General features: G+C 68.0%; 9 protein-coding genes. 7 read left to right on the top strand and 2 right to left on the bottom strand.

Going from position 1 to position 12558, the window contains the following annotated elements:
- Positions 1-27: 27 nt before the first annotated feature.
- Positions 28-1113 carry an FAD-dependent oxidoreductase gene (locus MOX01_RS14625; protein ID WP_141370334.1) on the bottom strand — a complete coding sequence of 362 codons (1086 nt, stop codon included), beginning with the start codon at positions 1111-1113 and terminating at the stop codon, positions 28-30.
- A 73-nt stretch (positions 1114-1186) separates the two neighbouring features.
- Between MOX01_RS14625 and MOX01_RS14620 the strand changes: the two genes are divergently transcribed.
- The 5 genes from MOX01_RS14620 (at position 1187) to MOX01_RS14600 (ending at position 9706) form a co-directional block, all read left to right on the top strand.
- Positions 1187-2302 carry a GuaB3 family IMP dehydrogenase-related protein gene (locus MOX01_RS14620; protein ID WP_046748792.1) on the top strand — a complete coding sequence of 372 codons (1116 nt, stop codon included), beginning with the start codon at positions 1187-1189 and terminating at the stop codon, positions 2300-2302.
- Between the two features lie 59 nt (positions 2303-2361).
- Complete coding sequence (locus MOX01_RS14615; RefSeq protein WP_141370601.1) at positions 2362-3123, top strand: SURF1 family protein; 762 nt, start codon at positions 2362-2364, stop codon at positions 3121-3123.
- Positions 3124-3359: 236 nt separating this feature from the next.
- Positions 3360-7979, top strand: a complete 4620-nt coding sequence (locus tag MOX01_RS14610) for an ExeM/NucH family extracellular endonuclease (protein WP_141370332.1) — start codon at positions 3360-3362, stop codon at positions 7977-7979.
- 174 nt (positions 7980-8153) lie between these two features.
- Positions 8154-8435, top strand: a complete 282-nt coding sequence (locus MOX01_RS19580) for a helix-turn-helix domain-containing protein (protein ID WP_058632649.1) — start codon at positions 8154-8156, stop codon at positions 8433-8435.
- The gene (locus MOX01_RS14600) at positions 8432-9706 is read left to right on the top strand and encodes a HipA domain-containing protein (RefSeq protein WP_058632650.1); all 1275 of its coding nucleotides are present in this window, start codon (positions 8432-8434) and stop codon (positions 9704-9706) included. Before MOX01_RS19580 ends, MOX01_RS14600 begins: the two co-directional genes overlap by 4 nt.
- A 9-nt stretch (positions 9707-9715) precedes the next feature.
- Here the strand turns inward: MOX01_RS14600 and MOX01_RS14595 are convergent, their stop codons facing one another.
- Positions 9716-10339 carry a VOC family protein gene (locus MOX01_RS14595; protein WP_141370330.1) on the bottom strand — a complete coding sequence of 208 codons (624 nt, stop codon included), beginning with the start codon at positions 10337-10339 and terminating at the stop codon, positions 9716-9718.
- 118 nt (positions 10340-10457) lie between these two features.
- Here MOX01_RS14595 and MOX01_RS14590 point away from each other — a divergent pair, with 118 nt between their 5' ends.
- The gene (locus MOX01_RS14590; protein ID WP_021198891.1) at positions 10458-10970 is read left to right on the top strand and encodes a DUF3817 domain-containing protein; all 513 of its coding nucleotides are present in this window, start codon (positions 10458-10460) and stop codon (positions 10968-10970) included.
- Positions 10967-12553, top strand: a complete 1587-nt coding sequence (guaA, locus tag MOX01_RS14585) for a glutamine-hydrolyzing GMP synthase (RefSeq protein WP_058632651.1) — start codon at positions 10967-10969, stop codon at positions 12551-12553. The genes MOX01_RS14590 and guaA overlap by 4 nt, the downstream gene beginning before the upstream one ends.
- The last annotated feature ends 5 nt before the right edge of the window (positions 12554-12558 follow it).

The raw sequence follows: 12558 nt of genomic DNA, 5'->3' as shown, positions 1-12558 counted from the left end.
CCGTGTCGCTCAGGACAGTCGGGTCGCTCAGGGCAGTCGGAAGGGTGCGGCAGCGCGCGCGGCGGGGTCGATCGCGAGGTCGGCGAGGACCCCGCCGACGCCGGGAGCGAACTTGAAGCCGTGGCCGGAGAACCCGGCGCCCACCACGATCCGGCCGAGGCGATCGAGCACGAAGGCGCCGTCGCCGGTCGAGGTGTACGTGCAGCTGATCGGTTCCGGCGCCGCCGGGTCGAGGCCGGGCATCCACTCCCGCACGTAGTCCGAGAGCGCACGCTGATGCGTCGGCAGGTGCGGGCGGGCATCGGGATCGACCTCGTCGCCGACACGGTGGAACCCGACTTTCACGCCCTCTCCTGGCGTCGGCATGCCGTACACGGTCGCGGGGTAGGTCCCCGGCTGCACGTAGTGGTTGAACGAGGGCCACGGCGCGTCCGTGAGCGGCCGGAAGTGTGCCGGCGTCTCCTCGGTCACGGTGAGGCGCGGCAGGCCGAAGTGCGGAAGCAGAGTCCGCGTCCAGGCTCCCGCCGTCACCACGACGGTCTCGGCACGCAGGTGGATGTCCTCGGCGACGCTGACCCCCACGCCGTCCGAGTCCTCCTCGATGCGCTCGACCGGGGTGCTCCAGCGCACTTCTCCGCCGCCGATGACGACGCGACGCTCCAGCTCCCGCAGTGCCTCGGCGGCGCGCACGACCCCGGCGTCGGACGACCACAGCACGTCGCCGCCGAAGCGCATTCCCGGCCACCGGGCACCCGCCTCGGCGGGCGAGAGGACGGCACTCGGGATGCCGCGGCCCTCCAGGCCCGACCGCACGGCGGCGATGTCGATGTCGCCGTGGGTCACGAGGCCGTGCAGACGAAGGAGAGACTCGCCGCCGACGGACCCGAGGGCGTCCCACCCTTGACGGGCGCGCACGAGCAGGTCGAGGTAATGCTCCTCGTCGTAGGCGTTGTTGAAGTTGCGGGTCGCACCGTGCGATGCGCCCTCACGGTGACCGCGGGCGAATCTCTCCAGCACGACCGGTCTGAGTCCTCGACGTACGAGGGCCCAGGCCGTCGCCAACCCCATGACCCCGCCGCCCACCACGACCACGTCGACATGCTCGATCCTCATGGTGCCTCCCGGTCTCGCCTCCAGTCTCCCAGCACGGGCGGCTCCGCCTGCCGGGTAGGCTGGAGGGGTGACCATGGAGATCGAGCTCGGCCGAGGAAAGCGTGCACGTCGCGCGTACACGTTCGATGACATCGCGGTGGTGCCCTCGCGGCGCACGCGCAACCCGGAGGACGTGTCGACCGCCTGGACGATCGACGCCTTCGGGTTCGAGATCCCGGTGCTGGGCGCGCCGATGGACTCGGTCGTGAGCCCTCAGACGGCGATCATGCTCGGCCAGCTCGGCGGCCTCGGAGTGCTCGACCTCGAGGGGCTCTGGACACGCTACGAGAACCCCGAGCCGCTGCTGGCGGAGATCGCAGGTCTCGACGACACCAAGGCGACGGTCCGCATGCAGGAGCTCTACTCGGAGCCGATCAAGCCCGAGCTCATCACCCGTCGCCTCGCCGAGGTCCGCGAGGCGGGCGTCACCGTGGCCGGCTCCCTCACGCCGCAGCGCACGCAGGAGTTCTACGACACCGTCGCCGCCGCAGGTGTCGACCTGTTCGTGATCCGGGGGACCACGGTCTCTGCCGAGCACGTGTCGAGCGTTGCCGAGCCCCTGAACCTCAAGAAGTTCATCTACGACCTCGATGTGCCGGTCATCGTGGGAGGAGCTGCGACCTACACGGCAGCCCTCCACCTGATGCGCACGGGGGCTGCGGGCGTGCTCGTCGGCTTCGGCGGGGGAGCGGCCTCGACGACGCGGGCCACCCTCGGCATCCACGCCCCGATGGCGACAGCGGTCTCCGACGTCGCCGCTGCGCGCCGCGACTACCTCGACGAGTCCGGTGGGCGCTACGTGCACGTCATCGCCGACGGTGGCGTCGGCACGTCCGGCGACATCGTCAAGGCTCTCGCGATGGGCGCAGACGCCGTCATGCTCGGCGTCGCGCTCGCTCGTGCGACCGATGCGCCGGGACGCGGGTTCCACTGGGGACCTGAAGCGCATCACCCGAAGCTCCCGCGCGGGCACCGCGTCGAGGTGGGTGGCATCGGCACGCTCGAGGAGATCCTGTACGGACCGGCGCCCGTCGCCGACGGCACCGCCAACCTCATCGGCGCGCTGCGCAAGTCGATGGCGACCACCGGGTACTCCGACCTCAAGGAGTTCCAGCGGGTCGAGGTCGTGCTGGCGCCCTACGAGGCCTGAGGGTCCTGCGCGTCACCGTGACCACTCCTGCACTCTTCCCCCCGACTCTCCGCGAGGTCATGCTCAGGGGACGCTGGATCGGCATGCTCCTGCTCTGCCTCCTGGTGGCCGGGGTGTTCGCCTGGCTCGGTCAGTGGCAGCTGGAACGTGCGATCGAGACCGATCCGCCGGCCCCTGGCGCCACCGAGCAGGTGCAGCAGCTCGAGGATGTGCTCCAGCCGGGGGAGTATCTGCCGGAACCGCTCGTGGGCCAGCGGGTCGAGACCGCGGGCACCTGGGTTCCCGGCGACTTCATCGTCGTGGCGAGCCGTTTCAACGACGATGTCGAGGGGTATTGGGTCACCGGCCAGCTGCGGGTGGCCGACCGGACCTCGATCGCCGTCGCGGTCGGCTGGGCACCGGATCCGGAGTCGGCCGAGGCGGCTGTCGAAGAGCTCGAGGCTGCCGCTGACGGCTCCGAGGTCGAGATCACCGGGCGCATCATCTCGGACGAGGGCCCCAGGGTGCCTCCGCACGCCGACCCGCAGCGACTGGACCGCATGTCACCCGCCGCGCTCCTCAGCCGCTGGCACGACATCGAGGAGCTCGACGTCTACCGTCCGTACCTCGCCTCGACGACCGCGACGGCCGGGCTGGTCGACATCTCGTCCCCCGCGCCCGATGAGCTTTCTCCCGTCAACTGGCTCAACGTGTTCTATGCCGTCGAGTGGGCCATCTTCGCCGGTTTCGCGTTCTACCTCTGGTACCGACTGGCGAAGGATGCCTGGGAGCGCGAGGTCGAGGAGTTCGAAGACCGGGCCGGAGAAGGCGCAGTCGTCTGATCGGACGCGCATCCGCGCGCCCAGCGGTGCGCAATTGCGTGCTCGCGTGCGTCGGTAGTGACCTTCGTCAGGGGTGCTTCCGGCCATCCGGTGAGCGCTCGATGACGAATCGGAAAACTCCGTTGAGGATGTCCGGACCGCTCCGTATGCTCGCACCATGTGAGCACGCTGGGAGTTTCCCCTGTGTGCCGTGACAGCCCTGAGAAGTGTCGAACCCGACCGAGGAGACAGCACCGATGATGTCCGCTCCAGATGACGAGAACCGCGTGGCTCCCGTCTCGCACCGTAGAAGTCGGGGGCGCATCGGCGCTCTCGCCGTGACCTGCGTCGCCGCATTGAGCCTCGGCTCGCTGGCTGCGGTTCCCGCCACAGCCGACACCACGGGCACGGGGGTGGTGATCAACGAGGCCTACCTCTCCGGCGGCAGCGCGGGCGCGGCCTTCAAGAACAAGTTCGTCGAGCTCTACAACCCCACCTCGGCTCCGGTCACGCTCGACGGGATGTCGCTGCAGTACCGGTCCGCCACCGGGTCGGCCGCCTTCAACGGCGTCGCTCCGCTCACCGGTGTGATCCCCGCCGGCGGTTACTACCTGGTGCAGGGCAACAGCAACGGCGCGAACGGTGCGGAGCTTCCGACCCCTGATGCCGTCAGCGCTCTGACCCCGAGCGGCACCAACGGCACGCTCGCGCTCGTCGAGGGTACGGCGGCGGTGAGTCTCACTCCCGGCTCGGTCGTGGGCGTCGACGGCGTCGTCGACCTGCTCGGCTACGGCACGTCCAACACGTTCGAGGGTGCGGCGGCGACCGCACCCGCCGGCAACACCGACGTCAAGTCGCTCAACCGCACCGGCGGTGTCGACACCGACGTCAACAGTGCCGACTTCACGCTCTCCGCCGCCATCACGCCGACGAACTCGGGCGGCGTCGACCCCGGCCCCGGCCCCGGCACCGATCCGACGAAGGCGACGATCGCCGAGGTTCAGGGCACCACCGACGTCTCGCCGCTGAACGGCCAGACCGTGCAGGTCGAGGGCGTCGTCACGGCCGACTACCGCACCGGCGGGTACAAGGGCATCGTGATCCAGACACAGGGGTCCGGCGGCACGACCGATGCGACTCCCGGTGCGTCCGACGGTGTGTTCGTCTTCTTGAACGCGCTGACCCCGACCCTCGCGATCGGCGACCTCGTCTCGGTGACGGGTTCGGTGAGCGAGTACTTCGGCCAGACGCAGATCAACCCGGCGGCAGCCGCCGACGTCTCGGTCGTCACCGCCGGCGTCGGAGTTCCCGCCGTCACCCCGCTGCCCGCCACGGTGCAGGGCACCGACCGTGAGCAGTACGAGAACATGTACGTGGCCCCGGAAGGCACCTATCGCCTGGCTTCGAGCCACCAGCTGTTCAACTTTGGAGCGCTCTGGCTCAACGCCGGCGACGCGCTCGCGGTGAAGAGCACCGAGACCACGCGACCCGGTGATCAGGCCGCCGCGATCGCCGCAGCGAACCGCGCGAACCGCATCCTGCTGGATGACGGCTGGTCGATCCAGGTCACCAACAGCGGTCACCCGGGACAGCAGCCGTACTTCACGAAGGACACGGTGGTCCGCAACGGCGACACCGTCGACTTCGGCGACAACGGCTACGTGCTGCAGTGGGGCTTCAACGACTGGCGCCTGCAGCCGGTCGTCCCGATCGACGACTCCTCGTCCGCCGACCTCAAGGTCGGATTCACGGCGACGAACCCGCGCCCCGCACAGGCTCCGGAGGTCGGCGGCGACGTGCAGGTCGCGTCGTTCAACGTCTACAACTACTTCACGACGCTGAAGAGCGAGAACTCCAGCGCCCGCGGGGCCGCGAACGCGGCGCAGTTCGCGATCCAGAAGTCCAAGATCGTCGCGGCGATCAACGGACTGGACGCGGACATCGTGTCGCTGATGGAGATCGAGAACTCGGTGAAGCTGGGCAAGCCGATCGACACGGCCCTGAAGGATCTGGTCGCCGGACTCAACGCCGACGCCGGGAGTGACGTGTGGGGCTACGTGCCCACGCCCGCGGCCCTGAACGATGCGGCGACGACCGACTTCATCACCAACGCGATCATCTACAAGAAGGACGCCGTCAAGCGGGTCGGCGACAGCGTCACCGTCACCGATGAGTCCGTGTGGGGCAACGCCCGCGAACCGATCGCTCAGGCGTTCGACATCGACGGACGCGTGGTCACGGTGGTGGCGAACCACCTGAAGTCGAAGTCGCCGCCCGAGGGGGCAGGTGCGGAGCCGGCCGACGGTCAGGGCTTCTTCAACGCCGACCGGGTGAAGCAGGCGAACGCGATCCTCGCCTTCACCGCACAGCTGGAAGAGACGACAGGCAGCGGCGACATGCTGCTGATCGGCGACTTCAACGCCTACGGCAAGGAAGACCCGATCGACGTGTTCACCTCGAACGGGTGGAGCGACCTCGTCGCCGACAAGGCATCTGGTCAGTACACGTATTCGTTCGACGGCGAGCTCGGATCGCTCGACCACGTGATCGCGTCTCCGTCGCTCGCCTCGTCGATCACCGGCGCCGGCGTGTGGGGCATCAACTCGCCCGAGTGGAGCGACCGTGGCTATGCCTTCGGCGCGACCGAGCAGGGCACGCCCTACCGTTCCAGCGACCACGACCCGATCATCGTCGGCGTCTCCTCGGAGATCCCGCCGGTGAGCATCGACGTCGTCACGGTGAACGACTTCCACGGTCGCATCGAGGCCGACGGTGCCGCAGCGGGTGCAGCGGTGCTGGCCGGTGCGGTCAAGCAGTTCCGTGAGGCGAATCCGAACACGATCTTCGCCGGTGCCGGCGACCTGATCGGCGCATCCACGTTCACCTCGTTCATCAACGACGACAACCCCACGATCGACGCGCTCAACGCAGCCGGCCTCGACGTCAGCGCGGCGGGCAACCACGAGTTCGATCAGGGTTGGGCGGACCTCCGCGACCGCGTGCAGGACCGCGCGGACTGGGAGTACATCTCCTCGAACGTGTTCGTCACCGAGACCGGCGAGCCCGCGCTCGCACCGGCATGGGTGAAGGAGCTCGACGGGGTGCGGGTCGGTTTCGTCGGAGCGGTCACCGAAGACCTCGATTCGCTCGTCTCGCCCGAGGGGATCAAGGACCTCGAGGTGCGCAGCATCGTCGACTCCGTGAACGCGGTGGCCGACGACCTGCGCGACGGCGACGAGTCCAACGGTGAGGCGGATGTCGTCATCCTGCTCGTGCACGAGGGCGCATCCAGCACCGCCGTGTCCAGCATCACCCCGGACTCGCCTCTCGGCGAGATCGTCTACGGGGTCGATGACGATGTGGACGCGATCGTGTCGGCGCACACCCACCTGGCCTACAACCACGTGATCGACGGCCGTCCGGTCGTCTCCGCGGGGCAGTACGGCGAGAACCTGGGCCTGATGAACATCAAGGTCGACCCGAAGACGAAGGACCTGATCTCGATCACCAACGAGATCAAGCCCCTCACCGCTGCGGGTAAGCCGCTGTACCCGGCCGTGCCCGAGGTGCAGGCGATCGTCGACCAGGCGAAGGCCGAGGCCGATGTGCTGGGTGCGATCAAGGTCGGAGACATCACCGCCGACTTCAACCGCGCACGTCAGACGAACGGGTCGGAGAACCGCGGTGGCGAGTCCACCATCGGCAACTTCGTCGCCGACGTGCAGAAGTGGTCCACGGGCGCCGATGTGGCAATCATGAACCCGGGTGGCATCCGTGCCAACCTCACGTACGCCTCGGCGGGCGCGAACGATCCGGCGGGCAACGTCACCTACCGCGAGGCGGCGACGGTCCAGCCGTTCGCCAACACGCTGGTGACGCTGACGCTCACGGGTGCGCAGCTGAAGGGTGTTCTCGAGGAGCAGTGGCAGCCGGCCGGTTCGGCTCGTCCGTTCCTGAAGCTCGGCGTCTCGAAGGGGCTGGTCTACACCTACGACCCCGCCGCGGCGCAGGGTTCGCGGATCACCTCGATCACGCTCAACGGTGCGGCGCTCGACCCGGCTGCGAACTACACGGTCGCAGCCAACTCGTTCCTCGCGGCGGGTGGAGACAACTTCTTCACCTTCAAGGAGGGCACGGGTAAGCGCGACACCGGCAAGGTCGACCTGCAGTCCATGGTCGACTGGTTCGACGCGAACAAGACCGCGAGCCCCGACTACGCCCAGCGCGCGGTCGGCGTGGCGGTCAGCCCGGCGGATGCCGACGGCTACAGCGCCGGCGACCAGGTGACCGTGTCGCTCTCCTCGCTGGCGTTCAGCGCCGGTGAGCCGGCTCCGGGCGAGGTGACGCTGTCGCTCGGTGGCACGCAGCTCGCAGCCGGTGCGGTCGACCCCGCGGTCGTCGACACCACCGACGAGGGTGGGCGCGCCAGCCTGATCTTCACGGTCCCGTCCGGTGTCTTCGGTGAGCAGGTGCTCACGGTGGCCGTCGCCGGTACCGGAACCACGGTGCAGGTGCCGTTCACGATCGCGGGCGAAGAGGCGTTCGCCGGCACGATCGCCCTCGGCTCGTCCAAGGTGACCGCGGGCAAGAACCTCAAGGTCACCGGTGAGGGCTACGTGCCCGGCGAGACCGTGAGCATCGAACTGCGTCCGAAGAAGGGCAAGCCGGTGCAGGTCGGCACCGTCCAGGTCGGCGCAGACGGCACCTTCAGCACGTCGGTCACCGTGCCGAAGAGCGCTCCGTCCGGCAAGTACACCGTCGCCGCATCGCAGGCGGACGGGGACGCGGCGACCGCGACGGTCACCGTCAACCGGGCAGGCGGGATCATCGGTGCGATCCTCGACTGGCTCTGGGAGCTGCTGACCCGGTGGTTCTGACCGGATGACACAGGCGAAGGCCGTCGGGAGTGATCCCGGCGGCCTTCGTCGTCTCCTCGCCCGATTGTGTGTTCCAGACCACAGGCCGAGAAGTGTGTTCAAACGCACTAAGCCAAGTGTTACTTTTACGACACATAGGCGATAGTGTTTTTAAACACACAGCATGGAGGTGTCATGGAGAGTCAACCATTCCACTCAGCGCGACAGCTCGGGGCCGTTCTGAGAAGCGCGCGTCTGCGTCGAGGCTGGAGTCAGACGGAGCTTGCTGAGCGGGCGGACGTCGATAGGCCTTGGTTGGTGAAGCTGGAGACTGGGCGCCTCGACAACCCGACGCTTCGCCGGGTTCTGCATGTGGTGGAGTCTCTCGGACTGCAGCTGAACGTCCAGGAGCACGCAAAAGGCGATTCCTCGTTCGATCTCAGTGCCTTGTGGAGCGAGGAGGAGGGCGGGAGATGAACGCCGCATCCTCTGCGCAGGGCGATCTGGTCGCGTTCGTCGATGGTCAGCGCACCGGCCTGTTCACTCAGAATGCGCATGGCGCGATCAGCTTCGCGTATGACGACGATCTGTCGCCCGTGGCGACGCCACTCTCGATCTCGATGCCACTCGTGGCCGGTGCGGAGTACGGCAACCGGGTGGCACGACCGTTCCTGCAGGGGTTGCTGAGCGACAACCCCGCAACTCTGGAGGCCATCGCTGCTGCGCATCACACGAGTCCCCGGAACCCGATGGGTCTCCTCCGCCATGTCGGACGTGATACGGCCGGTGCGCTCCAGCTGTTGCCTCCGGGCGAAGCGTCCGACGACGCTGCGGCGCGCACGGGTGACGTGCATTACATCGACGACCTCGGCGAACTCGTCGCCTCCGTGGTCGATTCCGCAGGGAATTGGTCCGAGAGGTACGACGAGTTCCGTTGGAGCCTCGCCGGTGCGCAGCCGAAGCTTGCGCTGTACCGTTCAGACGACGGCCAATGGGGTGTTCCGCGGGATTCGACGCCGACCACCCACATCCTGAAGCCCGCAGCGCGTGGTGGCCGTCACGACGTCAACGAGTTTCTGACCATGAGAGCTGGGCGTCGTCTGGGGTTGCGGGTCGCCGACCACGGGCTCATGGTCACGGACCGCGGCGACTTCGTCTTCGTCGCGAAGCGCTATGACCGTGTCCAAGCCGGTGATCGGCTCCACCGGCTCCATCAGGAGGATTTCGCGCAGGCACTCAGCGTCGACCCCGCGCTCAAGTACCAATCCGACGGTGGCCCCGGGCTGGAGAAGTTCGCTCGGGTGGTGCGGGCGTTCGCCCCGTCCGAGCAGCGGCGCGCGGCGAACGAGCTGTTCGAAGCGCTCGTCTTCACCTGCGCCGCGGCGAACACCGATGCACATGCCAAGAATTACTCCGTCATCCATTCGGGGACGCAGATGAGGTTGGCGCCTCTCTACGACCTCGGAAGCAACGCGCTCTACCGAGGGGATCAGCCGATGCCCTCTGCGGTGTCCATCGGAGGCGAGCGCGTGATGGCACGCATTGGGATGACGCACTGGTTGAAAGCGGCCAAAACGCTCGGAGTCGAGGCGCAGGCGGCACGGGATGCCGTCGAGCGAATCCGCGGCGGGGTCTCCGCCGCCTTCGTGGCCGCGCGCGCCGACCTCCTAGCGGACGACGACGGACTGGACTACGCCGATCGGCTCGTAGAGGCCGTCGAGGAGCGCGCTCGCCATCACGGGTGGTGAACGCGTCGCCTAGGCGCTCACCGCGACGGGTGCCCACACGAAGCCGTCGGGGTCGACGGCCGCGCCGAGCACGCCGTTGACCGTGAGTCGGTGCGAGCCGGTGCCTTCTGCCGGAACGCCCGCATCCTTGGCGAGTGACGCGTGCCGGTACAGACCGAGTCCGATGGGACTCCCGCCGGTGTCGAACTGCACGTAGCTGCGCCCGAAGCTCTTGCCGACCGGGATGCCGCGATCTGCGTAGAAGGTCTTCGAGGCCACCACGTCCTTCGCGCCGAGCAGCAGCACGATCTCGTCCACCGTGCGACTCGGGTGAGCGGTGTCCTTCTTCGCCGAGGTGGCGACCTTCCAGATGGCACCATCGGGTGCCTGAATCGTGCCGCCGAGGCCCCAGAGCGACTTCGATACGAGCTTGATCACGGTGGCCCCCGCGGCGACGGCCGCATCGACGAGCACGTGCACGTTCGCGGGCTGCGAGACGACGAGCGACAGCGTGTAGCCGCGGAAGCCGGAGGAGGGGGCATCCGCGGCGCGGAACCGCAGGCGGTCGTCGAGGTCGAACGCCTGCGAGTAGAAGGAGCGGGCGGCGTCCACATCCGGGACATCGAGGGTGAGGGAATCGATGGTCGTGTTCATGTCGACGACGCTACGACCGTGACCTTCCGGCCGCTTCTCGATTCCTGACCGATGCATCGCCCTCTCCCGGACGCCGCTGCCGGATTCGTCACGATTTCCCGGCGGCTAGACTGGGCGCATGCCCGAACCGAAAGTCGCCAGCTTTCCGGCGATCCGCGGTGCGCTGAAGTTCTACCAGATCGCGTCGATCATCACAGGTGTCATGCTGCTCCTGCTGTTGACCGAGATGGTGCTGAAGTACACGCCGATCCACCTCGAGCTCTTCATGGGCGGCTCCGGAGGTCCCCTCTGGTTCGCCGGCGTGCTCGCCGGTCCCGACTGCCAGTGGTGGTCGCTGTTCGCCCCCATGACGAACTCCTGCGAGATGACGTCTCTGGGCGACGGCTTCAACCTGTCGCTGTTCATCCTCGTGGCGCACGGCTGGTTCTATGTCGTGTACCTCTTCGCGTGCTTCCGCATGTGGAGCCTGATGCGCTGGCGCTTCCCGCGCTTCATCCTCCTCGCGCTCGGCGGCGTCGTGCCGCTGCTGTCGTTCTTCATGGAGGCGGTCGTCGCCCGTGAAGTCAAGACCTATCTCGCCACCAGGGAGGCCGCCGAGGCCTCCGCCCCCGCCCCGGAAGGTGTCCGTTGACCGAACAGTCCGAGACCCAGCAGCGTCCTGCGCTCGTCGTCGACTTCGGCGCGCAGTACGCGCAGCTGATCGCCCGTCGCGTCCGTGAGGCGGGTGTGTACAGCGAGATCGTGCCGCACACCGCCACGGCAGAGGAGATCGCCGCGAAAAACCCGGTCGCGATCATCCTCTCCGGCGGACCGTCGTCGGTGTACGAGGAGGGAGCCCCCAAGCTCGACCCCGCGGTCTTCGATCTCGGTGTCCCGACTCTCGGCATCTGCTACGGCTTCCAGTACATGGCCCAGACACTGGGCGGCGAGGTCGCGAACACCGGTCTGCGCGAGTACGGCGCGACGGACGCCGTCATCACGGGCGACGGCGGCACGCTGCTCGGCGGCCAGCCGGTGCAGCAGAACGTCTGGATGAGCCACGGCGACCAGGTGGCCAAGGCCCCCGACGGCTTCGAGGTGCTCGCGACGACGGAAGCGACCAAGGTCGCCGCATTCGCGAACCCCGAGCGCGGTTTCTACGGTGTGCAGTGGCACCCCGAGGTCAAGCACTCCGACCATGGCCAGCGTGTGCTGGAGAACTTCCTCCACAAGGGTGCCGGACTCGCCTCGGACTGGAACAGCGGCAACGTGATCGCCGAGCAGATCGAGCGCATCCGGGAGCAGGTGGGTGACGCCCGCGTCATCTCCGCGCTCTCCGGTGGCGTCGATTCCGCGGTCTCGACCGCTCTCGTGCACAAGGCCATCGGCGACCAGCTCACGGCCGTCTTCGTCGACCACGGGCTTCTCCGCAAGGGCGAGCGCGAGCAGGTCGAGAAGGACTACGTCGAATCCACCGGTGTGCGCCTCATCACGGTCGATGCAGCCGACACGTTCCTCGGTCACCTCCAGGGTGTGACCGACCCCGAGGAGAAGCGCAAGATCATCGGCCGCGAGTTCATCCGCGCGTTCGAGAAGGTGCAGCTCGACCTGGTGGCCGAAGCCAAGGCCTCGGGTGGCGCTCCGGTGAAGTTCCTCGTGCAGGGCACGCTCTACCCCGACGTCGTCGAGTCGGGCGGCGGCGCTGGCACCGCGAACATCAAGTCGCACCACAACGTGGGCGGTCTCCCGGACGACCTCGACTTCGAGCTCATCGAGCCGCTGCGCGCCCTGTTCAAGGACGAGGTGCGTGCGATCGGCCGCGAGCTGGGCATCCCCGAGGCGATCGTCGGACGCCAGCCGTTTCCGGGGCCCGGTCTCGGCATCCGGATCATCGGTGAGGTCACCGCTGACCGTCTCGAGATTCTGCGTGAGGCCGACGCCATCGCCCGCGAGGAGCTGACCAAGGCCGGCCTCGACCAAGAGATCTGGCAGTGCCCGGTCGTGCTCCTGGCCGACGTGCGCTCGGTGGGCGTGCAGGGTGACGGTCGCACCTACGGTCACCCGATCGTGCTGCGCCCGGTGTCGAGTGAAGACGCCATGACGGCCGACTGGACGCGCCTGCCGTACGACGTGCTGTCGAAGATCTCCAACCGCATCACGAACGGCGTCCGCGACGTCAACCGCGTCGTTCTCGACGTCACGTCGAAGCCGCCGGGGACGATCGAGTGGGAGTAGGGAGC

Origin of the sequence: Microbacterium oxydans (assembly GCF_006540085.1) — a bacterium.
In the GTDB taxonomy this organism is placed as follows: Bacteria; Actinomycetota; Actinomycetes; order Actinomycetales; family Microbacteriaceae; genus Microbacterium; species Microbacterium oxydans.
This window is presented reverse-complemented; position numbering and strand designations above follow the sequence as displayed.